This window comes from Methylobacterium soli, from assembly GCF_008806385.1.
Classification (GTDB): Bacteria; Pseudomonadota; Alphaproteobacteria; order Rhizobiales; family Beijerinckiaceae; genus Methylobacterium; species Methylobacterium soli.
The window spans coordinates 123689-147210 of record NZ_VZZK01000014.1; the positions used below are offsets into that span (position 1 = coordinate 123689).

Below are 23522 nucleotides of genomic sequence, written 5' to 3' on the forward strand. Positions count from 1 at the left end.
AGGGACCACGGGGATTGGAGCAGGCCGCCCATGCGGCAACGTAAGCGGGCGTTAAACCCGACCTGTCAAATTGCGCCATCTTGGATGCGCAGCAGGCACGTGACGCCTGCATAGCCAAGGACGTGCTGGATGTCCGGTTCCCACTCGCTGACCGCGGTCGAACCTTCAGAATATGCTCTGATCGAGTCCGCCATGAGCGAGAGCGCCCGCGGGCGCTGGTTTCTCACGGAATATGCGCGTCGCAACCGCAGCGCCGACACCGACATGCTGCTTGGGGCGATCCACCGTCTCGAGAATGTCGTGACGAGCGAGCGTGGCCCGGCCGAAGGCGTCGGTCGGCTGCGCGGCGACCTGATGGAGATGGCGAGCGCCATCGCGCGCACGAAAGCCGAGATCGCGGCGATCAGCGCTCCCGAGCAGGATCAAACCCGCCTCAGCGTCGCGTCCGAGGCACTCGATGCCATCGTGCGGGCAACGGAACGTGCGACCTCCGATATTCTCGGCGCCGCCGAGGAGGTTCAGGAGGCGGCCTGGACATTGCGGGAGCACGGCGCGGATGCCAACATCTGCGACGAGCTCGATCGTCGCGCCACCCAGATCTACACCGCCTGCTCCTTCCAGGATCTGACCGCTCAGCGCACGAGCCGCATCGTCCACACCCTGCGCTACCTCGAGGAACGTCTCGTCGCCATGATCGCGATCTGGGGCAGCGACACGGATGAGATTCCGCCCGCTCCCGGAGAGGAATCCGCCCGCAGCCGTCCGAGCACCGAGTCGGAACTGGACGATCTCTGCCAGAGCGACGTCGATCGTTTCATCGACATGGATGCGGCCACGGATCTACCGATGGTGCGGACCCCAATGGCGCACGTCGTGCCGCTCCACGAGGATCTGACCTTCATGCAGTCGGATGTATCCGAACCGGTCTTCGCATCCGCCGGGACGGACGCCGAATCCGAGGAAATTCCTGCGGCCGAGCCCCTGGTTGACGCGTTGGAGCCTCTCGTTGTCCAGGCCGAGATGGAGACCGACGCGACGGAGCTGCCGCGCGACGGCGAGGAAATCTCGCCGATCATCGCAGGGCTGGATGACGGGCAGGAGCCCAACCCACAGGCGGTCGGAGCGGTATCCGCACCGGTGGTCGCCGAGGCGGACGTCCTCGACTTCGCCGACATCGATGCTCTCAGCATCGAGGAAAAGCTCGCGCTCTTCTCCTGATCGCGCGACACCGGACTTGACGATTGGTCGCGCCGGGCCGCGCGGAGGAATGCTATAGAGCGCCGCCGAGCCTGTCCGCCGGATAGGCGGGGCAATGCCCCGTCTCTCGTGGCACGGCGTCAGGCCGCCCGAGAGAACCCATGGTCCTTCATCTGATCAAGCTGAGCGTCGGCCCGACCTGCATCGAGGATCTCGAGAACCGGCAGTCCCGGCAGCGCAACGAAGCCCTGCATGCCGGCCGGGATCCGGCGCCCTTCCACACCACGCGCATGCTCCCGAAGCGTCATGCGGAGATCGCTGGACGCGGTTCGATCTACTGGGTCATCAAGGGCACATTATCCTGCCGCCAAGCGATCACCGCCATCGAGCCCCACACCGGCACCGATGGCATCGGACGCTGCCGCCTCGTCCTCGATCGAACCATCGTGCCGGTTGCTCCGCGCTCCTATCGACCATTCCAGGGCTGGCGCTACCTCGACGCGAAGGACGCGCCGAGGGACCTCGATCAGGCGACCGCCGGAGACTTGGCGGAGATGCCGGAAACCCTCCGGCGGGAACTCGTCAGCCTCGGCCTTCTGTGAATGCGAGGCGCCGCGCCGTTATGCGCGCGGCGCCTCGCATTCAGGCGCCTTCGAAGCGCCCGCTCGCGTGAGCGAGCATGGTGTAGACCTTGCCAGTCTCCGAGGTGAGATAGGCGTCGGCCCGCTTCGAGTCGGTGTCGTTTTTGGACACGTCTCCGAGCAACCGCTCGAACTCGTTCACGTACCGGTCCACCGTCCGGCGGAAATCGCCCTCGCTCCTGTAGCGGCGCTGAATCTCCTCGAAGGTTTGCCGGCCCTGCGCCGTGTAGATGCGCGACGTGAACAGGTCCGGTTCGCCGCGGCGGTACCGCTCCCACAGGTCGACGGCCGTGCGATGCTCGATCATCCGGGCGATGTCCGTCGAGATCGTATCGAGCGTCGTGCCGCTGCTGATGGTGCCGCCCTTCGTCGCCTCAGCCTGAACATCGCGCTCGGGTGAGACGTCATCGTCGTCCAGGGAGGCGCGGGTCAGGAGATCGGAGAGCCAACCGCGCTTGTCGCCGCCCTGGGTTGCGCGCGGCGGCGCGGCGGCGCGCGGGGAGGTCGGCTCGCTCCGTCCGGTGGCCTGCGCGGCACGGCTCACCGTGCCTGCCGCGACCGTCGGCGGTGTCACCTTGGGTGCTGGCGCAGCCGGACCCGCGGTCGGTCGGGCCGGGGAGGGTGCGGCGACGCGCCCCCCCTCGGCAATACGGCGCTGTTCGACCGCCTGAGGCTGCGCGACATCGACGGTCCGGGTCGAGTGCGAAACCAGCGCCGAGAGTTCGTTCAGCGCCTTGATCTGATCTGCGACCACGCGGCGCATCTCGCTAGTGGCATCCTGCGTCTCGCGCGGAAGCTCCAGCACGCCGCGCTGAAGGTCGACGCGCGTCGCATCGAGCTCGCTGCGGATGGTACTGGCCATCTCGCGCATGCCCGAGACGGACTTGCCGAACTGATCCTGCGCTTCCTCGAACACGGCCCGCATCTGCTGTGACGCCGCCTCAATGGTGGCGCGGACTTGTTCGGTGGTCCGCTCGCTCTCGGAGCCGGCTCCGCTGCGCAGCCGCTCGAACTCGCCCGCAACCTTGGCGCTGGCCTGCTGGGCACTCTCCGACAGGCGTGCACCGACGCTGCGTGCACGTTCCTCGGCGCTCCGAAGCGTGTCCTCGATCATCTGCCCGAAGCGCGCGGTTTGAGCCTCCAGCGCGGAGGAGCGTGCCTCGATGCCCGCCAGAGCCGCCGAAACCGTTTCTTCGCGGCCGGACAACGTCTCCGACAGTCGACCTTCGACGTTCTGCAGGGATGTGGCTGCTCCGGTCAGGGCCCGCACATGGGCACCCGCCTGATCGGCGAGCGTCCGGCCATGGCCATCCAGCGCCGCCGCGAGTTCCGCGGCCTCGCGAAGCGCACCCTGGGCGACATCCTGCAGGGTCGCCACCTGAGCCGAGACACCCTCGGTCGCGCGGCTCGTTTCCGCCGCGATCGCGGAGAGGGCCGTCTCGATCTGGTGTACGCGGCCCGCGAGCCCGTTCTCGATGGCTCCGAGGTTGTCGCCGGCGCTGGAAACGAGATCCTTGAGCGCCTCGTTCGCTGTCTCGATCCGAACCAGGACGCCGTGCAGATCGCGACGCAGCCGTTCGTTGGTCTCCGAGAGGCCGGCGATGCTGCGCGTGGCGCCGTCGTCGATGACCGTGCGGAGCAGCCGCGCCGAGTCGCTCGATTGTTCGGCAAGTTCCTCGGTTCGTTGGCGAAGCGCCTCGACCAACGGCGCACCCGTCTCCGACAACGCCCGTTCGATGGCTTGGCCGCCTTCGGCAAGGGCATCCGCGAGTTGCAGAACCGGACCGTCGATCACCGCGCGCAGGCGCTCGATATGGGTGCCCATCGTCTCGGCGACGGCCTGCCCGCGTCCATCCACACTCTCCACCAGCGCGCCGCCGCGCTCCTCGATCGCGCGGATGATCCGCTCGGCGCTCTCCGCCAAGCGGCGGGCGAGGGCATCGCCACGGGAATCAACGAGTGTCCCAAGGGCGTTGGCCCGCCGCTCGAAGCCTGTGGTCATCTGCTGGTTGCGTTCGTCGATGATCGCCTCGACGGCCGCATTGCGCTCGTCGAGGGCGGCCGCCAGAGCCGCCGTATGGGCGTCGGCGAGGGCCGCATGGTTCGTCGCGCGCGCGTCCAGCATCGTGACGAGGCTGGCCATGCGCTCGTCGACCAGGCCCGCGAAGGCATCGTGGCGGTCGTCGAAGGCCGTCGCAAGCGCGTCGCCGCGGGCGGCCACGAGGGTCGCGAAGGTCTTCATCCGGCTGTCGATGCGGGCCGTGAACGCGTCGCTCCGCGCATCGACGCTCTGCGTCAGCACCGAGCCCTGCTCCTCCACGAGGCGTGCGAAGGCCGCGGTGCGGTTCTCCACCAATCCGTCGAGGGCGCGAAGGCGCTCGTCGAAGACGGAGGCCAGAGTCTCGGTTCGTGCCTCCACCCGATCCGTGAGCGCGGCACCGCGACCCTCGACCAAGCTGTCGAAGGCGCCGACAACCTCGTCGAGGAGGCTGCGCAGCTCCCGCATGCGGCTATCCATCGTCTCCGCGATGTGGCTACCGCGGCCCTGAACCACGTCGTCGAATGCACGCAGATTGTCGTCGAACGCGGCGCTGAGGGCGCGCGTCCGGGCCTCCGCCTGCCCCGTGAGCGCTGCGGCGCGGCTCTCGACCAGCCGATCGAACACCCCGATCACCTCATCGAAGAGCGACCGCAGGCCCTGCGTGGTATGATCCATCGTCGCGGCGAGCTGCGTTCTGCGGCCCTCCACCAGGGTCTCGAGCTCGGCGATGCGCCGGTCGAACACCGTCCCGATCGCCTGAGCGCGGGATTCGACATGTCCCGTCAAGGCGGCGGTACGGCTGTCGACGAGGTCGTCGAGGACGCTGATCACCTCGTCGAAGAGCGATCGCAGGCCCTGCGTGCGCGCATCCATCGTTGCGGCGAGATGCGTGCCGCGCCCTTCGACAAGGTTGTCGAGCGCTTCCAGGCGCTCATCGAACAGGCTCCCGATCTGCCGTGTCCGGTGATCGAGCGTCCCGGCGGCGTCGCCGAGGGTCCGCTCGATCGTCTCGACAAGCTCGCGCCCGCGGTCGCTCAGCGCGTCGTGGAGGGGGCCCATGCGCCCATCCAGGTTCGCGCTGAGGGTCGTGGCGTGGGAGTCGAGAAGCACGCGGATCTGGTTGGTGCGATCGTCCAGCAATCCGTGGACCGTGCGCACGCCCTCGTCGAGGAGCGTGCTGATGTCGGAGGTACGCGTGTCGAGGGTCCGTCCCAGGCGCCCTTCGCCGTCGCCGAGCATCCGGTCGGCTTCCGCGATCGTCTCGCGAAGCTTGGCCAGGACGCCATCGCCGCGGCGCTCGATGAGCTCGCCCAGCGAGTGGCCGCCCGTGTCGAAGAGGCGGGCCAGCTCGGTGACGCGCCCGCCGATCGCGCCGAACACCATGCGCCCCTTCTCGTCGAGTTCGGTCGCCATCGCGGTGGTCCGCTGATCGATGAGATGGCCGAGCTGATCCGCCCGCTCGGCGAAGGCGTTCCGGATCGCCTCGGTCTGTCCGATCAATGCCGCATTGGCATTCTGCGTCTGTTCCTCGATCGTGCTGACGAGGGCGCGGGCGCGCTCGGCCAGGGTCGCATCCACATCGGTCGTGCGGGTCTCGATCAGGCTGACGAGCTCGCGGGTGCGCGCGGCTAATTCCTCGTCCACCGCTTGGGTGCGCGTCTCGATCAGGCGAATGGCCTCGAAAGCCTGTGCTCCGAAGGTCTCATCGATCAGGCGGCTGCGCTCTTCCAGGGCCGCGCTGATGCCGTCGAGACGCGCGATGACCCCCGCATCGAAGCGCTCGGCACCCGCTTCGAGCCGCCGTGCTAGGTCCTGAGTCTGGCGGTCGAGACGCTCCCCGATCTCGGAGCTGCGGGCCCCGAGGGTATCGCCGAGGCGCTCGGACCGAGCGGCGATCTCCTGCGCCATGCCCTCGGCCCGGGCATCGAGCGCCTGCACGAGGTCGCGACCGCCCTCGGCCATGATGCGGGCCATCTCGCCGGTCCGGACGATCAGGGCCTCGTTGAGCGCCGTCGCGCGAGCACCGAGATGCCCGTCGATGTGGCTGACAAGGTTCGCGAAGGTCTCGCCGATCTCGGTCGAGCGCTTCGACGTCCGGTCCTCGAGGGCGCCCAGATGGGTCTCGACCACCTCCCGGGCTTCGCGCGCCCGTTCGGCGATGCTTTCCGCCACCGCCTTGCCCTGGATCGTGATGACCCGGTCCATCTCTTCGAGCCGACCGGTGACGACTTCGCTCAGCGCGGTCGTGTCGCGGGAGATCCGGTCCGCCAGGATATCGCCGCGGGCGATGGTGTCCTGAAGGGCGGCAAGGCGGTTGCCGAGGACATCATCCATGGCCTTGGCACGGCTCTCCGCCGTCTCGGCGAAGGAGGCGCCTGTCTGCGTCAGGGCGTCGGCGACGCGCGCACCCTGGCTCGCAACGGCCAGGACGATGTCGCGGCCGGTGCCGGCAAGGCGCGTATGCGCCTCGTCCGCGTGGTTGGCGATCAGCTCCGTCATGCTGCGGCTATGCGTGCCGAAGGCGGATTCGACATCGGCGATCCGCGTCGCGAGCTCGGTCCCGAAGCCCTGGGCTGCGCGCGCGAAAACGCCGCTCGCCTCGTCGGCCCGCTGGGCGAGCTCCTCCTGTAGCTCTCGCATCGCGCGGCGCAGCGCATCCACGGCCGCATCGATGCGGCCGCCCATCTCGCCATGCACGCCGTCGGCCGTCTCGCGGAAACGAGCCAGGACACCTTTGGTCTGGTTTTCCAGGGCGCCGGCCGTGTTCTCGGAGACATCCCGGAGTGCGTTCGTCACCTCCGTGAACCGGGCAACGAGATCGGCCGTGTTCTGAGCGGCGGTGCCGGTCGCGCTCTCCGTGGCGCGCTGGAGCATCTCCGCAGCCTGGGCGGTGCGGTCGGCGAGCTCGCTCGCCGTCGCCGACAGACGGCGTTCGAAGATCTGCACCGCTTCGACGGTGCGAGCTTCGAGTTCACCCGTGGCGCTGGCCGCCGAGCGTCGTAGAGCCTGCGCCGCTTCGGCGCTGCTCGCACCCACCGCAACCGTGGTTTCCTCGGCGCTGCGACGGAAGATCTCAGCCACCTCGACCGTCCGGGTTCCGATCTCGGATCCGAGCGTCTCGACCGAGCCGCGCAGGGACGAGACGGCGTCGGTTGCGTTCGTTTCGAAGGCCCGGCCGAGTTCGGCGAAGGCCCCCTCGAGGGTGGTGGCGGCCTCCTGAGCGCGCTGCGCGAAGAGACTGCTGACGCGCTCGCCCGTCGCGTTCAGGCTCGACTCCAGCCCGCCGCCCTTAACCGTGATGGTTTCGTGGAGGCGCCCCGCGACGGCCTCGATGCGGTCGGTCAGCTCGCCGCCGCGGCTACCCACGGTCTCGGCGATCCGCTCGGCGGAGCCGACGAGCTCGTCGCGGACATGGCCGGCGCGGGCCGTGAAGCTCTCGATGATGCCGCTCGCCGTCAGGGCGAGGCCGGCCTGGGTCTCGCGCCCGCGGGCCTCGATCATATCGGCCACGCCCGTGCCGGCCGCCTCGATCTCGGACCGGAGATTCGTGCCGCGGGTGGTGATATCGTCGGTCAGGGCCGCGCCGGTCGCGGCGATATGGGCCCGCAGGCTGTCGCCGATCTCGGCAAAGCGCGCCGTGATCTCGCCGCCGGTGCTCGAGAACCGCTCGGTCAGCTCGCCGCCGCGCGACAGGAATGCGCTCTCCAGGAGGCTCGCCGAACGCTCGAAGCTCTCGCGCACATCGGTGCCCTGCCGATTCAGGGCATCGATCACGCCGGCGCCGGTCTCGGCGAGCGTGCGCGCGACCTGGCCGGCATTGTCGGCGAGCGTCGTGGTCAGGATGCCGCCGGTGCGCTCGAAGGAGCGGGTCACCTCATCGGCGCGGCTCTCCAGGGATTGCGTCAGGGCATTGCCGACATCCGTCAGGCTGCCGCGGACGCCCTCGCTCGTCGTCACGAGGCGTTGAATCAGGTCGTCGCCGCGGCCCGACATGACCTCAACCACGCGCTCGCCGGCTTCGCCGAGGGCCGCCGTTATGGCATCGCCCCGCGAACCGAGCGCGCTCGTGATCGCATCCCCGCGCGCATCGAGGGCGGAGGTGACGCGGTCACCCGCACCCGTCATCGCGGTGACGATGCGCTCTGCTGCTCCCTCCAGTTCCTGGCTCAAGCTCTGGTGAGAGCCGGTGATCGCTCCACGGACGCGCTCCGCATTCGCGACGATCGACTCGCGCTGCGCCACGAGTTCATCGACGAGGGACCTGATCCGGATCTCGTTATCCGAATAGGCGCGTTCGAGGGTGGCGATCTCGCCGCGCACGAGGGTTTCCAGTTCGCCCGCACGAGCGAGCGCACGCTCCACCCCGTCGCCGACGGCCGCGACCTCGCGGCGGACCGTCTGCGACATCGTCAGCACGGCATCGGTCGAGAAGCTTTCCGGCTCGGCGAGGCGGATCGCCACCTCTCCGACCGCGCGCGCGACGAGCCGCATCTCCTGCGCCCGAACGGACAACATGGCGGTGATCAGGAACAGCATGACCGGCCCGGCGATCGCGGCCGCGCCGACGGTTGCCTGGATTGCCGTGAGGCCGAGCAGAAAGCCCCTGAGATCGCCGCCGGACTGGCTCCAGGCCAGGGCGATGAGGCTGTTCAGCCAGACGAACGCCGCGATCGCGGCGAACAGGTAGGGTTTGCGGGAGGGGCGCACGCGCAGCGTCTGCTGCAGGATCCCGATGTTGCGCCGGTCGTCATTGGCAACGAGCGATCGATCCGGCGGAAGCAGGCCGCCCTCGCGGTGCGGCCGATTGCGGTCGGGCGGCGGCACGTCCGAGGCAAGCCGCTCGTCCAGATCGAGGCGGGGCATCTGGCGCCCGGCCGGCTCAACGAGGGGATCGTTGTCGCCGACATCCGGCAGGCGCGGCTCTGGGCGGGTCTCGGCCTCATTCGGCGTCAGGATATCGAGATTCAGCGCCTGCTCGATCGCAGACAGCGCCGCCTCCGCCGGATCCTTCAGCTTCTTCTCAGTGGCCATGCAACGCCTCGTTACGCGCAGTCTCACGCAGCCGGCCGCGCCCGGCGGTGAGACGGAAATTGCCGTTTACCAAGGAAGTTTAGACCTCGCCGTCAGCCCGGGATACCCGAGCAGCGGAGCGCGCCCAAAAAACCTTAACGGAATGGTTACCAAGCCACGGGCCTGGCGCTTTCCGCCGCTGTATCTCATGACGGCGCAAGGTTTAAACGGTTGCGAACCCGGCGCGCCGTGGCTGTGGATGGCACTGGGCTGAGAGGAATCGCACGAGTGAACCCGGCGATCGACCGCGCGCACCTTGCTGCTCAGACCGGTGGCGACGGCGAACTCGCGCAGGAGGTCCTCGGATTGTTCGCGCGGCAATGTCGGGAGCTCCTGCCCCGGATCGTCGATGCGGCGGGCGATGCCCGCGCCCGCGCGGACCTCGCTCATACCCTCAAGGGGAGCGCGCTCGGCGTCGGCGCCGTCGCGGTGGCGCGCGCGAGCGGCCTCGTCGAGGATGCGCTGCGGCGCGGAGACCCGGCGACGCGTTCGATCGGCGGTCTGGAAGAGTGCGTCTCCGCCGCCATCGACGAGATCGTCTCAGCTTAGCGTCAAACGGCCCGCTCGGGCTCCCGGCACCTGCGGCAAAACAGGTCGGGTGCGCCCCTGATGGAACAGGCAGAGTGCTGCCGCGTAAGGCCAGGAATCTGAGCCCGGGACACCATGGCGCTTGCAATCCTCAGCCAGCCCCTCCAATCAAGCGCGCGCCGCGCAACTGATCCAACCCGTTGTACGAGCCCGGAGCCAGCGATGCCGAAGATCACCTACATCGACCATGCCGGCACGGCCAGAACGGTCGAGGGCGCGGTCGGTGCCACCGTGATGGAGACGGCGCTGCGCAACAACGTTCCGGGGATCGACGCGGAGTGTGGTGGGGCGTGCGCCTGTGCGACCTGCCACGTCTATATCGACGACGCCTGGACAGAGGCGGTCGGACCGGCGGTCGACATGGAGCAGGACATGCTCGATTTCGCGACGGACGTGCGCACGAGTTCGAGGCTTTGCTGCCAGATTCGGATCACGCCGGAACTCGAAGGCCTCACCGTGACGACGCCGGCGCGGCAGGGTTGAGGCTCAACGCACGAGGGCTCGCATCGCTTCGTCCAAACCGTCGAGGGTGAGGGGAAACATGCGCTCCTCGAAGATCTGCCGCACCATGCCGATCGATTGCGTGTAGGCCCAATGCTCACGCTGAACCGGGTTCAGCCAGACCGCCTTCGGGAAATGGTCGAGCACCCGCTGCAGCCAGACGGCGCCCGCCTCCTCGTTCCAATGCTCCACCGAACCGCCCGGCGCTGCGATCTCGTAAGGGCTCATCGACGCGTCGCCGACGAAGACGATGCGGTAGTCCGACGAATAGGTCCGGATCACATCGATGAGAGAGATGCGCTCATCGTGGCGCCTCCGGTTTTCGGTCCAGACGGATTCGTAGGTGCAATTGTGGAAGTAGAAATGCGCGAAATGCTTGAACTCCGAGCGTGCAGCTGAAAACAGCTCCTCGGCCAGCGCGATGTGCCAATCCATCGAGCCGCCGACATCGAGAAATAGAAGAACTTTGACGGCGTTGCGGCGCTCCGGCCGCAGCTTCACGTCGAGATAGCCCTGGCGGGCGCTTTCCCGGATCGTTCCCTCAAGATCCAGTTCCTCGGCCGCACCCGTCCGGGCAAAGCGGCGCAGACGCCGCAACGCGAGGCGCATGGTGCGGGTCCCGAGTTCGGCCCCGTCATCGAGATCCCGGAACTCGCGCTTGTCCCAAACCTTCACGGCCCGGAAGTTGCGGTTGCCATCCTGACCGATGCGGATGCCCTCGGGATTGTAGCCATACGCGCCGAACGGCGAGGTTCCCCCCGTGCCGATCCATTTTGAACCGCCCTGATGGCGCTCCTTCTGTTCCGCGAGGCGCTGCTTCAGCGTCTCGAACAGCTTGTCCCAACCGAGAGCCTTGAGCTCGGCCTTCTCCGCCTCGGTGAGGTACCGGTCCGCGAGCTTGCGCAGCCATTCTTCCGGGATGGCGGCGGGCTCGACGGCCTCGCTCAAGGAGACCTCGCCCTTGAAGACCGAACCGAACACCCGGTCGAAGCGATCGAGATTGCGCTCGTCCTTCACCAGAACGGTGCGGGCCAACAGGTAGAAATCCTCGATGCGCTTTTCCGCCAAGTCGCGGTCAAGCGCGCCGAGCAAAGTGAGGTACTCGCGGAGCGTGACGGGGACCTTGGCGTCGCGGAGCGCGGTGAAGAATTGCAGCAGCATGGCGGGACAACGCGCGATGCCAGCTGCGACGTCAAGCGGTGCGGCACTCTCAAGAGCGGGGCGGCGCATGGCCGCTCCTCGCCAGCAGACCGACAGGGTTTGCCGGCCTGTTCACAATTCGGGCGAGCTTGGCTTTACCCCGACGCGGCGAGCTCGGGATATCTGTGCATAAGAGTCATGATCTGTTGATAGCGCCTCGAGATGCCCTCCTACACAAGGTTGTTCTGTCATCGAAAACAAGAAGGGCGAGCGCAAAAGCTTGAAGGGTCTGAATAGACGTTCTCCAACCGAGGTCAGGGAGGCACCTGATGGCCGTGGTCCTGCGCTCGTTGAGCGACTTCAAGCGATTTCTGGCAACGCCGGGAGCGACGATTCAGATCGTCCAGAACACGTTCATGGACCGTCAATCGTTGGCGGGCCAGGAAGCTTACCGCGCCAAAGGCATGTACGAGCCGCGCACCGTTCAGGCGCTGTCGCGGAAGGCCGCGGTGTTCTCCGTCAAAGGGCATCCCACGACGGTTTGGCTCTACTGGGACAAGGGTGTGCGCCGCTGGCGCTTCTCCGGGGACACGGTCGCGGTTCCGCTGGACACGTCCCTCGGGCCGCCGGACGAGATCGTCTACCGCTGCCGCTACGCGGAGGGGTGGGAGCCCGCCGAGCGGAAGGCTGCCCGCCGCGGCGCATCCTCGCGCCGTCGCCCCCAAGATGAAGCTCACGAGGGCGTGACGCCCACACCCTGACGCCGCGTCACGCGCGCTTGCTGACAGGGGCGGCCTCGTCCTTCACGGCCGGATCGCGCGACTCCAGGCCCTTCCCGACGGTTCGCCGGGCATGGAAGGCTGGCCGAGCCTCAGCCTCCTTGCTCTTGAGCATGGTCCGATACTCGTCGCGCCGCTCGTGGATCGAAGCGATGACCAGGCCCATCGGCACGCCGACATCGACGAGAACCGCCTCGGAAAGCTGAAGGGATGCCTCAATCGTCTCCGGCACGGCATCGTCGACCCCAAGTTCGTAGAGGGCCGTCGCGTGGCGCGCGTCGCGCGCCCGGGCCACGATCGTGAGATCGCGCCGCTCCGCGCGGGCCGCCTCGACCACCGCCTCGACGGCCCTCGGATTATCGAGGGTGACGACGAGCGCGCGTGCGGTGGCAATATCACAGCGCCGCAACAGCTCCGCATTGGCCGAATCGCCAAAATAGACCGGGTTCCCAAGGCGCCGCTGTTCGGCGACGCGCGCCGCATCCGAATCGAGGGCGAGGTATGGGATCTTGTGGCGAGCCAGCATCTCGCCGACGAGCCGCCCGACCCGACCATATCCCGCGATGATGACCCGGTTCTGCTGCTTGTCCGGCGGGGGTTCGGCGCGCGCGCGCCCGAGATGGGCGTTCGAGATGCGTCGCCCGGCCCGGCGCCCCAGGACAGCCAGGCCCGGTATCGCGACCATTGTCACGGTGGTGACGATGAGGGCGGCACCACCGACCGGTTCCGGGACGAGGCCGGTGGCCACGGCGCCGCCGATCAGAACGAACGCGAACTCGCCCCCGGGTCCCAGCAGGAGCGCGGCCTCGAGGGCCACAGGCCGGGTGATCTTCATCACGGGGGCCGCCAGGAGCACCATCGTGGCCTTGATGACGAGGAGCGCCAGGGCCAGTCCCAGGATGGTCCCCGGTGTCGCCACGAGTTGGGCCGGGTCGAGATTCATTCCGACGGACACGAAAAACACGCCGAGAAGCAGGCCTTTGAAGGGATCGATCGTCGCCTCGATGGCGCGGCGATACTCCGTCTCTGCGAGCAGGAGGCCCGCCACGAAGGCGCCGAGCGTCATCGAGAGCCCGCTCGCGGCCGCCGTAAGGGCCGTCGCGACGATCACCAGCAGGCAGGCCGCCATGAACAATTCCGGAGACTTCGTCCGGGCAACGAGCTGGAACAGGGGGCGGAGGGCGAGGCGGCCCGCCACCACGATCAGAACGAGGGCGACCGCCGCTTGACCGAGCGCCAGCGCGAGCGCCGCACCGGCATTGGCGCCGTCGGACCGACCGAGGACCGCGATCGCGAACAGGATCGGCGCGACGGCGAGATCCTGAAACAGGAGGACGGCGAAACTGACGCGGCCCGCCGGCGTGTTCAGACGCTTCTGCTCGGCGAGCACCGGCAACACGACGGCGGTCGAGGAGAGGGCCAGAGCGAGCCCCACGATGATGGAGGCGGCCAGCGGAACGCGCAATCCATAAAGGATCGTTCCGAGCACGAGGGCTGAGGCCAGTACCTGGATCGAGCCGAAGCCGAAGACGAGGCGCCGGAGTGTCCGCAGCCGCTCCCAGGACAATTCCACCCCGATCATGAACATCAGGAAGATCACCCCGAACTCGGCGAGGTGGGAAATCTCCGTGCGGTTCGCAATCGTGAAGAGCGCGACCCAGTGATGCGTGTCGGCGAGGCGGCCGAGGCCGAAAGGGCCGAGCAACGCGCCGGCGCCGATGAATCCCAGCACGGGACTGATCCGCAGGCGGTGGAACAGCGGCACCACGATCCCCGCCGTCACGAGGAAGAGAATGGCTTCCTTGTAGGAGCCGGCGTGGACCTCTGGCATCGGCGGGCGCTCTAAGCCTTCCTGGCGGGTGACCGTTGACAGCCCGCGAGCAGGACCGAGGCCGTGATCATGTAGTCCCGGGCTTGCACGAGCAACCGGAAACGCGCGATTGCAGATCCCTCTCGGCGCCGATTCCTCCGTGAAGGGCTGCACGGGCAACACCGGGCCATATTCTGATCTCCACCGCACCGTTTGCCGTGGACAGCCGTGACGCGGCGCAAAATCGGCACAATGCCCGCATAAGCGCGACCATTAACGAAGTGTTAGGCTGAGCGCTTCGTGGCGTAACGGAACCCGAGAGCCCCATGCGAAACACGCCCCCGAGCCGAGAGGTCCAGCGCGAGCGCCGCGCCTGGATCCTCGAATCCGACAAGTGGACGCACGATCGCCACGTCGAGAAGGGATATCGCATCAAGTGGGGCTATGTCGGCATCGCCTACCTGGTCGAGGCGATGGTGATCGGTGCCTCGCTGGCCGGCGCCTGGCTGTTTGCCGGCGTCTACAGCGATGGCGACAGTCAAAGTTTCTACTTCATGCTGCTCGCCCCTCTGGTTTACGCCGCAGTCGAGCTCTGCCGCGTGCCGCTGGGGATCCTGGCCCGGACGCAGCGCTCGTACCTCGTCAGGGGCCTCGCCGTCCTGGGCATCATCTTCGCGGCGGGCGTGACAACCAAGTCTGTGTCGCAGCTCGGAGAGATGATGTTCCATCCGCGCCTGATGGAGGCCGCCAAGACCAAGACGGCGCTCAAGGACGCGCAGGCCGACCGCTCGAGCCTCGATACGCGGATCGCGGCAGCTGATGCCCGCGTCGCGCAATATACGACGGAACTCGATCAGATCGAGAAGCGCTCGGCCGAGAACGCTGCGCAACTCGCCGGACTTCCTGCCCAGCGCTGCGAGCGCGTCTATGGGACGAACAGCAAGGGCGTGCGCTACCAGAACCTGAAATGCGTCACCGACCCGCGTACGGCCACCATCGCGGCGAGCGTCAGCAAGGCCTCGGCCGACCGCAACGGCGTCACGAAGCTGCTCGAAGAGGCCCGCACGGCGCGCGCGGGCCTGGACCGCGGCGCCACCGATCGCCGCGTCGCCGATGCCGAGCAGAAATACCGGCAGGCGGTGAACCGCTCGCAGCTCCACTCCTTCACCGCGATGGTCTACGGCGTCGACCCCATCGACGTCACCGACGCGCAGGTCCACGCGTTCCTGCGCATCTTCGTGTTCGTGCCCGCCCTCTGCGCCGCCTTTGCCTCGACGATCCTGGCGCTCTGCGCCGTCTCCGTGCGCAAGACGTTCATGGACGAGGACGAGTTCGGGGCTGCGGTAAATCCCGAAGCCTCGACCTACATGCTCGCCCCCTTCGCCGAGGGGATCGTGCGTGAGGTGAACACGTCGCTGCAGAAATCCGTCCGGGATGCCGTGGCCTCCGGCGCGGCAATTCCCCTCGAGCGCCGGGCGGTCGCGGCACCGAACCAGAATGCTGCGGGCGGCGTGGGAGCGGGCGCATGAGCTACCTTGCCCCGGGCTCGCCCGAGAACGTCGCCCTCGCCCAGCACGTCAATGGCCGTTTGCGTGCCGAGTCGCGGATCATCGCAGCGCGCGCATTCCTGTTTCGGGCCATCGGCGCCGGGGCCTTCGCGGCGCTCGCCGGGATCGGCGTCGGGGCAGCGTCTTACGGCTACGCCTACATGTCTCAGTATGAATCCGCGGCCGAGCGCATCGCGAGCGCGATGCAGGCCGCTCTCTCCGACGTGACGCTGAAGACGAAGGGCGAGGTCACGCTGACCGACAACACCCTGAAGCTGGAGGGAGCGCCGAAGGGCAACGGCGTGCCGACCCCGACTCAGGCGCAACTCGGGCAGGATGCGGCCCCGGCCTCGAAGGCGCCGGTGAACACCACCTTCACGGTCTTCAAGCAAGTTCCCTACATGGACGGGCAGATCGTCTCGGGCTGGAATTTCCGGGCGAACGAGGACAAGCCCTTCCAGCAATATTGCTACTTCTCGCGACGCTCGAACGAGCCGAAAGGTCAGGTCGAGATCAAGATCGACCTCGCCATGGACGGCAAGGTGCTGCCACAACCGGTCAAATCCGACGTGAACCTCGCGATCCTGGCCTCGAACTGCGTCTGGTTCGACGGCAAGTCGCTCTGACCGCGCTGCGGCTCCGCGCTTGCGGGCAGAGCCGGCGCCGCGTAACCCGGCGGCTCGACAGATCAATCCGAGACGCCGATGCGCTTTAACGGAACCGACTCATACGTCGCGACGCCCGACCTGACGGTTGCGGTCAACGCGGCAATCGTGCTCGAACGGCCCTTGCTGGTGAAGGGCGAGCCGGGAACCGGAAAGACCGTTCTGGCCGAGGAGATCGCCAGAGGCCTGGGCGCCCCGCTGCTGACCTGGAACGTCAAGTCGACCACCAAGGCTCAGCAGGGGCTCTACGAGTACGATGCCGTTTCCCGACTGCGCGACTCGCAGCTCGGCGATCCGCGCGTCTCGGAGATCCGGAATTATCTCCGGCGGGGCAAGCTGTGGGAGGCGTTCACGGCCCCCGAGCGGCCCGTGCTCCTCATCGACGAGATCGACAAGGCCGATATCGAGTTTCCAAACGACCTCCTGACCGAACTCGACCGGATGGAGTTCCACGTCTACGAAACAGGCGAGACCGTGCGGGCCGAGCGGCGCCCGGTGGTCATCATCACCTCGAACAACGAGAAGGAGCTGCCGGATGCCTTCCTGCGCCGCTGCTTCTTTCACTACATTAAGTTCCCGGACGCCGCGACGCTGAAGGCGATCGTGGACGTGCACTATCCGGGCATCAAGCATCGCCTCGTCGAGGAGGCGCTGCGGATCTTTCTGGAAGTCCGCGAGACGCCCGGCCTCAAGAAGAAGCCCTCCACTTCCGAGCTCCTCGATTGGCTCAAGCTCCTCGTGTCGGAAGAGATCGGACTGGACACGTTGCGCGAGCGGGATGCCCGCAAGTTGATCCCTCCGCTGCACGGAGCCCTTCTCAAGAACGAACAGGATGTGAGCCTCTTCGAGAAGCTTGCATTCATGATGCGGAGCGAGAGCCGCGGCGGTTGATCCGAGCGTTGGCAGATCGCCGGTTCTCGGGGCGGCAATGCGCCGTGACGCCATCGGGTTTGGTGGCTGATCGAGGCCTGACTTCGAAAGGCCTCGATGTTCCGCACTTCATCACGAGATCGAGCTAAGGCATGCCATGCTCCGCCTGATCCTGCTGCGGCACGCGAAGTCCGACCGACCGGCGGGCGTTGCTGACCTGGAACGGCCCCTGAATGCGCGAGGGCGGAAGACCGTGCCGCGGATCGGCGCCTACCTGGCGCAGGAAGGCTTGGTGCCGCAACGCGTCCTCCTGTCACCCGCGAAGCGGACGGAGGAAACCTGGAGCCTCGCCAAGGACGCACTCGGCGACATTCCTGAGGAGCGCGTCGACGCAATCTACGAGGCTCCGGCCTCCGCGTTGCTTCACGCCGTCCGCGACGCCCCGAAAAGTGCGACGACACTCCTTCTGATCGGTCACAATCCCGGAATCCAGGACTTCGCCGTACGACTGGCCCGAGCCGGATCGCGCGAGGCCGGAGCCCGGTTGCGCACCCGTTTCCCGACGGCCGCCCTGACGGTGATCGATTTCGAGGCTGAAGCTTGGTCAGAAATTGGCTGGGGCAGCGGGCGCCTTGAACGCTTCGTCACGCCCAAGGATCTTGCTGCCGACGCTCAGGATTAGGCCGGCTTCAAAACGCCATGAGAGAATCCAGCTGCCCGTCCGCCGGCTGTTCCAATATCGGGCTGCCGGGCATGAAAGCGTCGAAAGCAGCCCAGAAATCCTCGCGGATCACATCGCGCTCGGAGAGGATCTCGTGCCGGGAATCGGCCAGCACGAGGATGTGGCCGGCGCGCAGACGCGCCGCGAACCGCTCGCTCGTGGACGTGCCGCAGACCGGATCCGACCCAGCCCCGACGATGAGGATCGGCAGGGCGATCCGGGGAGGTACCCGCGGGTCGCGCAGGCGCGCCATCGCGCGGAAAGCGCCGGCGAGCCAGGCGACCGTGGGATCCCCGACCGCACCGGCACCGACCGCACTGGCTGCCGCGGCATTGCGGGCATAACGCGCCGGATCACGCGACAACCGATTGCCCATGAAGGGCTTCGTCGCGATGGAGACGGGGCTGCCGAAGGGTACGTAGCGGCTGCCAAGCCCCAGTCGGTGCAGGATCCGTGACATCATCGAGATAGCCGCCGGCCACTTCACCATGCGGATCGACAGCATCGGCGCTACCGTGACGAGCCGGTCGAAGGGCAACCAACCTTCGAGCGCCCCCGTGAAGGCGATGCAGCCTCCCATGGAATGCGCGAGGCAGAGGTGCGGCTTCGGCATCGACGGCAGCAGGATTGCGTCCTCGATCGCCTTCAGGTCGAGGCGGTAATCGTCGAAGCGGGCGACGTGGCCCTTGTGCGGATCATCGACCTGACGTGCCGACTCGCCCTGGCCGCGCCAGTCGAAAGCGACCACGCAGAAGCCGCGCTTCCGCAGGTCTGCAATGGTCTCGTAGTGCTTCTCGATGAACTCGGCGCGGCCCTGCAACAGGCAGACGGTGCCCTTGATGGTTCGCGTCGTCGGTCGCCAATGCGCCGCTCGCAGGTCGCAGCCATCGGAAGTCCGGACCGGCATGAGGACCCCGCCAGGTGGCACGGGATTATCCGGTGTGGAGCGCAGCGTCAGCATCGGCAAGTTGGGCTCGGGAAGGAATCAAAAAATTCGTGGATTCGGCAGCATAGGTGGTCTTGCAGCACCGCCGAACGGCACCGATATCCAGTCCGTGCCGGCCATCAGGTGGCACGAAACCAGCCCGGCCTTCAGGCGGGCATCCTAGTATAGCATGTTGCTTCTTGCGGAGGATATGTCATGCGTCAGTTCGATCTTGCTCCTCTCTACCGTTCCACCGTCGGCTTCGATCGCCTGTTCTCGGCCCTCGACCAGTTCGTGAGCGCCGACACCGTCCCGAGCTATCCGCCCTACAATATCGAGCGCACCGGCGAGAACGCCTACCGGATCACGGTCGCGGTCGCTGGCTTCACCGACGCTGATCTCTCGATCGAGGTCAAGGAGAATGCTCTGACCCTGAAGGGCGAGCGCAAGACGGATGCGGCAAAGCGCGTCGAGTTCCTGCATCAGGGGATTGCTGCCCGCAGCTTCGAGCGTCGCTTCCAGCTCGCCGACTACGTCCAGGTGACGGGAGCGGTGCTGGAGAACGGTCTCCTCCATATTGATCTCGTCCGCGAGATTCCGGAGGCCAAGAAGCCGCGCCAGATCCAGATCGCCTCCGGCCGCGTCTCCGATGCGCCCGCGATCGAGGGTTTGGTCCAGCAGGCGGCGTAAGCCCCGTCCAATACGGTTTGACAGGAAACGCCCCGGTCGATGGCCGGGGCGTTTTCGCCTGCTCAGCGATCGCTGAACCAATCATCGGCGCTCGGCTCGTAGCAGGTGTAGCCGATGAAGCAGCGCGGGTCGGTACGGGTCGGCGCGAAGGCAGCACGGGTGAATTCCGTTGCCTCGCAGAAGTTTCGATCGCGCACGAAGCGGTCGTAGGTCGGTCCGCCGGTGCCGAGGACGACGGCGCCGGAGCGGATCACGATGGCGCGGGCCTGCGGGCAGGTCAGGTCGGTGGTGGACTGGCGCTGGGCCTGTGCCGGCACGGCGACGAGGGCCAGAGTGAGGGCGAGGGCGGCTCGGATCATCGGCAATCCCGATCGAAAAATCTCGACGGGACAACGCCTTCACTGCCTGAGCGGGTCCGGCGTCTCTTTAGAGATCGCCGAAGACGAGCTGGCCCTGGCAACCGGAGCGGCGCGGCGCCGATGCGCCTTTGTCCCGCTTCGTCGCGCTCTTCGCGGCAGGGCGGGCGGGCTTGCGGGGCTTCGGATCCCCGCGCATCCGCGCGAGCGCCTTGTCGCGCGCGACCGCCTCGGGGGCTAGCGGATCATCGCTCAACCACTTGCCGCGCTTGATGACTTCATTCACGCGGCCCTGATTCACCCCGACCTTGAAGGCGATCTCCTGCTGGGTCATGCCGGTGGAGGCGTGCAGGTCGAGGATAGCGCGGGCAAGTTCCGGGGTCATCTTCTGGCCGGTGAGGCGGCGCGCCGGCTTGACCGTACGGGTGGCGCGGTCGCGCTCGCGGAGGCGTTCGAGGAGCGCCAGCGCCATGTTCATGCCGTGCTCGCGCAGGGCCTCCTCGAATTCCTTCAGCGTTGCCATGCCGTTATCCTCGTGCGGCCCGGGGACGGGCCCGGAACAAGTCATGAACGATTCCGCACGCTCGCGGGTTGCGCCGGGCGCAAGCCCCATGATGGATCCGGCCGACGCGTTCCGACACCCCGCGGCCCGGCTCATCCACCGCGAAATCCCGGCTGCCGCTCCCCGGCCCCCGGCCGGCCCGCGCTTGGCAGGTCCCCAGGCCCTCGGCTAAACCGGCGCGCCGACCTCTCGGCCCGAGGATCCCGCCTCATGATCAGCCCGATCGTCTCCGTTCCCCGCCCGGGCGCTCCGCCCGGCGCGACCTCCCTGGTGGAGGCGCTGGAGGGCGGCGCCGTGCTGATGTTCCCCGATCTCGATTTTCCCTTCAGCGCCTTCGAGGAGCGCTTCGTCGAGCGGCCCTTTGCGGACGGGAAGGCCAAGAACGTGAACATCCGGGGCGAGGCCGCCGAGCTTCGGGGGGCGGCGGGCACGCCGGAGGAGCAGGAGGCCCTGCGCCAGGTGCTTCTCCGCTACCGCGCCTTCGCGCAGGGGCTGATCGACCGCTACCTGCCCGCCTATACGGGCAAGCTCACGCTGGCCGGCACCTCCTACCGCCCCTTCGACGTCGATCGGCGCAAGCTGAGCTGGCGGCGCGACGACACCCGGCTCCATGTCGATGCCTTCCCGTCGAACCCGATCGGCGAGAAGCGGATCCTGCGGGTGTTCCGCAACATCAACCCGAACGGGCAGCCGCGCCACTGGCGGGTGGGCGAGGATTTCGGCTCGATGGCCGACAAGTTCCTCGACCGCCTGCCGGGCTACTCGCCGCTCTCGGCGAAGCTCCTGGCGGCCCTGCGCATCACCAAGGCGCGCCGCTCCGAGTACGACCACCTGATGCTGCACCTGCACGACGCGTTGAAGCAGGACATGGCCTATCAGGAGAGCGCACCCCAGGCCGACGTGCATTTCGCCCCCGGCCAGACCTGGGTCACCTTCTCCGACCTCGTCATGCACGGCGCCATGGGCGGCCAGTACATGCTGGAGCAGACCGCCTACCTGCCGGTGACGAGCCAGGCCGATGCCGCCAAGAGCCCGCAGCGCATCCTGGCGGCCAAGCTCGGCCGCCCGCTGCGTTAGATCCCGAAAGGACGCCCACATGATCCTCGAAATCGCACAGATCGACGTGAAGCCCGGCTCGGAGCCGGACTTCGAAGCCGGCATCAGGGAGGCGGCGGCGATCTTCCAGGCCGCGAAGGGCTGCCATTCCTTCCAGGTCCGCCGCTCCGTCGAGAAGCCGCAGCGCTACCGCCTGCTGATCGAGTGGGAGACGCTGGAAGCCCATACCCGGGATTTCACCGGCTCCGAGGCCTGGCAGGCCTACCGCGCCAGGGTCTCGCCCTTTTTCGAGGGGCCGCCGAGCGTCGAGCACACGGAGCTGACCCTGAAGGCCTTCTGAGCCCTCGCGCGCGGGCGCCCGGCCCGGCCCCGTGAACGCGCGGGGGATGGGCCGCGGCGTCGCTGCCGCCTCAAGTGACAGGGGCGCGGCGAGCCGCTAGGACGGATCGATAGCCCGCAGGATGCCACCGCCGCCCATGATCCAGCGCCCCCTCCGCATCGGAACCCGCGGCAGCCCGATGGCCCTCGCGCAGACCGGCATGGTTCGCGACCGGATCGTCGCCGCCAACCCAGGCCTCGAGACCGAGATCGTCGTCATCACGACGGTGGCCGACAAGATCCTCGATCGTCCGCTCTCCGAGATCGGCGGCAAGGGCCTCTTCACCAAGGAACTGGAGCAGGCGCTCTACGCCGACCAGATCGACGTCGCGGTCCACTCGATGAAGGATGTCGAGACCTGGCTGCCGGAAGGTCTCGTGATCGCCTGCATCCTCGCGCGGGACGATCCGCGCGACGCCTTCCTGGCGCGGGAGGCCGAGGGCTTCGCCGATCTGCCGGCGGGGGCCCGCGTCGGCACCTCCTCGCTCCGGCGCGGCGCGCAGGTCCTGATGCACCGGCCCGACCTGCGCATCGTGCCCCTGCGCGGCAACGCCAACACGCGGATGCGCAAGCTCGAAGAGGGCGCCTGCGACGCCACCCTGCTGGCTCTGGCGGGCCTCCAGCGCCTCGGCCTCGAGGGCATGGCGAGGTCGGTTCTGTCCGTCGACGAGATGCTGCCGGCGGTGGCGCAGGGCGCCCTCGGGATCGAGTGCCGCGAGGCGGATGCGGATGTCCGCGCCCTGCTGGCGCCGATCGCCTGCGCTCGCACCACCACGGCAATCGGGGCGGAGCGGGCGCTCCTCGCCGAGCTCGACGGCTCCTGCCGCACCCCGATCGCCGCCCTGGCGCAGATCGACGGGGACATTCTGCGCCTCGACGGCCTGCTCTTCCTCCCCGACGGGAGCGCCCATTGGGCGGCCTCCCGCACCGGCGCGGCGAACGACGCGGACGCCCTCGGGCGCGAGGCGGGCGCCGAGCTGAAGCGCGCCGCCGGGGACACCTACTCGCGCCACCTCCAATAGGGATTTCAGGCGTCCCATTTCGGCGCGTCCAGCGGCCAGGCCGGCGCCCGTCCAAAGGGGACGACGCGGATCGATTGACTTATCGGGTCAGTTCTCAATCCGCTTGGCCTGACCACTCCTTCGGCTCGGCACGCCGCCTTGCTAGTTGACTGGCGATTCGAGGTGCCAGCTAGAGCTGTTCCCGATCGCGTTGCGACGGGACCGTCGGCCGCGCCCGTGCCGAAGCGGGCGCGGATCCCCTCTCCCGTGCGGGAGAGGGACGGGGTGAGGGTCGAGACCTTTCAGAACGAGGTGCGCCCGATCGGCGCCCGGTCGGCGATACGACCGCATGCTCCATCCTGAAGGCGCTCATCCCTCACCCCAACCCTCTCTCGCACGGGAGAGGGGGCCGGTCGCGCTGCCCGCGCCGTCATCCCGAGACCGCGAGACGGAGCCCTGGAATGACGCTGTGCTTCACCTCTCCCGTCCGGGAGAGGTCGAGTCGGCGCGAGCCGACCGGGTGAGGGGTGCGACCTCTCCGGAGAGCGCGCATCCCTCACCCCAACCCTCTCCCGCACGGGAGAGGGGGTCCGTCGCGCCGAACCGGACCGGGGCTGCCTATTTTCCAGCCCGTTGCAACGCGATCGGGCGCGGCTCTAGGTGTGAGCTTTCAGGAGGTTGTCCATCCGGTCTGAACCGAGGACGCTGGAGTTGCGAGGCTTCAACGATCCCGGAGAGACCGGATGAACATCCATCAGAATGCGCGTTTGACGCCCTCGGGTCGAGAGCGAGTGGTGCGGCTGGTCCGGAGTGGTCTCGCGCCGAAGGTGGTGGCCGCGACGATGGGGGTGTGCGCCAAGACGGTGCGCAAGTGGATGGCCCGCTTCGAGGCCGAAGGGGTCGCCGGGCTGCAGGACTGCTCCTCGCGGCCTCACAGCCTGCATCGGCCGACCCCGGCCGCGACACAGGCGGCGATCGTACGCT

At 67.9% G+C, this 23522-nt stretch carries 20 protein-coding genes; 14 read left to right on the forward strand and 6 right to left on the reverse strand.

Annotated features, from left to right (window positions below):
- The first annotated feature begins 129 nt into the window (after positions 1–129).
- Together F6X53_RS15220 and F6X53_RS15225 are read left to right on the forward strand one after the other, a co-directional pair.
- A complete protein-coding gene (locus tag F6X53_RS15220; protein ID WP_151001044.1) occupies positions 130–1218 on the forward strand; it encodes a hypothetical protein in 1089 nt (362 codons plus the stop codon).
- A gap of 140 nt (positions 1219–1358) precedes the next feature.
- Entirely contained in the window at positions 1359–1799 is a 441-nt protein-coding gene (locus F6X53_RS15225; RefSeq protein ID WP_151001045.1) for a DUF1489 family protein, read from the forward strand.
- 40 nt (positions 1800–1839) lie between these two features.
- Here F6X53_RS15225 and F6X53_RS15230 read toward each other — a convergent pair whose 3' ends face one another.
- Positions 1840–8910: an apolipoprotein A-IV repeat region-like domain-containing protein gene (locus tag F6X53_RS15230; protein WP_151001046.1), complete on the reverse strand. Its 7071-nt coding sequence runs from the start codon at positions 8908–8910 to the stop codon at positions 1840–1842.
- 267 nt (positions 8911–9177) lie between these two features.
- Between F6X53_RS15230 and F6X53_RS15235 the strand changes: the two genes are divergently transcribed.
- Both F6X53_RS15235 and F6X53_RS15240 read left to right on the forward strand, forming a co-directional pair.
- On the forward strand, positions 9178–9498 hold the full coding sequence (locus tag F6X53_RS15235; protein ID WP_151001047.1) for an Hpt domain-containing protein: 321 nt from the start codon (positions 9178–9180) through the stop codon (positions 9496–9498).
- A 201-nt stretch (positions 9499–9699) separates the two neighbouring features.
- Positions 9700–10020 carry a 2Fe-2S iron-sulfur cluster-binding protein gene (locus F6X53_RS15240; protein ID WP_151001048.1) on the forward strand — a complete coding sequence of 107 codons (321 nt, stop codon included), beginning with the start codon at positions 9700–9702 and terminating at the stop codon, positions 10018–10020.
- Positions 10021–10023: 3 nt separating this feature from the next.
- On the opposite strand, the gene F6X53_RS15245 is transcribed toward F6X53_RS15240, so the two are convergent.
- A complete protein-coding gene (locus tag F6X53_RS15245; RefSeq protein WP_151001079.1) occupies positions 10024–11199 on the reverse strand; it encodes a vWA domain-containing protein in 1176 nt (391 codons plus the stop codon).
- A gap of 308 nt (positions 11200–11507) precedes the next feature.
- Between F6X53_RS15245 and F6X53_RS15250 the strand changes: the two genes are divergently transcribed.
- Positions 11508–11939, forward strand: coding sequence for a hypothetical protein (locus F6X53_RS15250; protein WP_151001049.1), 432 nt, complete (start codon positions 11508–11510; stop codon positions 11937–11939).
- A 7-nt stretch (positions 11940–11946) separates the two neighbouring features.
- Here the strand turns inward: F6X53_RS15250 and F6X53_RS15255 are convergent, their stop codons facing one another.
- On the reverse strand, positions 11947–13788 hold the full coding sequence (locus tag F6X53_RS15255) for a cation:proton antiporter domain-containing protein (RefSeq protein WP_151001050.1): 1842 nt from the start codon (positions 13786–13788) through the stop codon (positions 11947–11949).
- Between the two features lie 305 nt (positions 13789–14093).
- On the opposite strand from F6X53_RS15255, the gene F6X53_RS15260 reads away from it, so the two are divergent.
- The 4 genes from F6X53_RS15260 (at position 14094) to F6X53_RS15275 (ending at position 17531) form a co-directional block, all read left to right on the forward strand.
- Entirely contained in the window at positions 14094–15296 is a 1203-nt protein-coding gene (locus tag F6X53_RS15260; protein ID WP_151001051.1) for an ATPase, read from the forward strand.
- A complete protein-coding gene (locus tag F6X53_RS15265; RefSeq protein WP_151001052.1) occupies positions 15293–15940 on the forward strand; it encodes a hypothetical protein in 648 nt (215 codons plus the stop codon). The genes F6X53_RS15260 and F6X53_RS15265 overlap by 4 nt, the downstream gene beginning before the upstream one ends.
- 78 nt (positions 15941–16018) lie before the next feature.
- Positions 16019–16870, forward strand: coding sequence for an AAA family ATPase (locus tag F6X53_RS15270; protein ID WP_151001053.1), 852 nt, complete (start codon positions 16019–16021; stop codon positions 16868–16870).
- 136 nt (positions 16871–17006) lie between these two features.
- Positions 17007–17531 (forward strand): SixA phosphatase family protein, encoded by a 525-nt coding sequence (locus F6X53_RS15275; RefSeq protein ID WP_151001054.1) that lies wholly within the window; start codon positions 17007–17009, stop codon positions 17529–17531.
- A 7-nt stretch (positions 17532–17538) separates the two neighbouring features.
- Here F6X53_RS15275 and F6X53_RS15280 read toward each other — a convergent pair whose 3' ends face one another.
- Positions 17539–18531 (reverse strand): alpha/beta fold hydrolase, encoded by a 993-nt coding sequence (locus F6X53_RS15280; protein WP_151001055.1) that lies wholly within the window; start codon positions 18529–18531, stop codon positions 17539–17541.
- A gap of 180 nt (positions 18532–18711) precedes the next feature.
- On the opposite strand from F6X53_RS15280, the gene F6X53_RS15285 reads away from it, so the two are divergent.
- On the forward strand, positions 18712–19185 hold the full coding sequence (locus F6X53_RS15285; RefSeq protein WP_151001056.1) for an Hsp20 family protein: 474 nt from the start codon (positions 18712–18714) through the stop codon (positions 19183–19185).
- A gap of 62 nt (positions 19186–19247) precedes the next feature.
- Here the strand turns inward: F6X53_RS15285 and F6X53_RS15290 are convergent, their stop codons facing one another.
- Together F6X53_RS15290 and F6X53_RS15295 are read right to left on the reverse strand one after the other, a co-directional pair.
- The gene (locus F6X53_RS15290; protein ID WP_151001057.1) at positions 19248–19544 is read right to left on the reverse strand and encodes a hypothetical protein; all 297 of its coding nucleotides are present in this window, start codon (positions 19542–19544) and stop codon (positions 19248–19250) included.
- A gap of 67 nt (positions 19545–19611) precedes the next feature.
- Positions 19612–20064: an RNA polymerase subunit sigma-70 gene (locus F6X53_RS15295; RefSeq protein ID WP_151001080.1), complete on the reverse strand. Its 453-nt coding sequence runs from the start codon at positions 20062–20064 to the stop codon at positions 19612–19614.
- 249 nt (positions 20065–20313) lie between these two features.
- Between F6X53_RS15295 and kdoO the strand changes: the two genes are divergently transcribed.
- The 4 genes from kdoO to F6X53_RS15315 form a co-directional block, all read left to right on the forward strand.
- Entirely contained in the window at positions 20314–21180 is an 867-nt protein-coding gene (gene kdoO / locus F6X53_RS15300; RefSeq protein WP_151001058.1) for a Kdo hydroxylase KdoO, read from the forward strand.
- A 19-nt stretch (positions 21181–21199) separates the two neighbouring features.
- Positions 21200–21499, forward strand: a complete 300-nt coding sequence (locus F6X53_RS15305; protein ID WP_151001059.1) for an antibiotic biosynthesis monooxygenase family protein — start codon at positions 21200–21202, stop codon at positions 21497–21499.
- 136 nt (positions 21500–21635) lie between these two features.
- Positions 21636–22559: a hydroxymethylbilane synthase gene (hemC, locus tag F6X53_RS15310; protein WP_151001060.1), complete on the forward strand. Its 924-nt coding sequence runs from the start codon at positions 21636–21638 to the stop codon at positions 22557–22559.
- A 722-nt stretch (positions 22560–23281) separates the two neighbouring features.
- A partial coding sequence (locus tag F6X53_RS15315; protein ID WP_151001061.1) for a leucine zipper domain-containing protein occupies positions 23282–23522 on the forward strand: 241 nt, incomplete at its 3' end.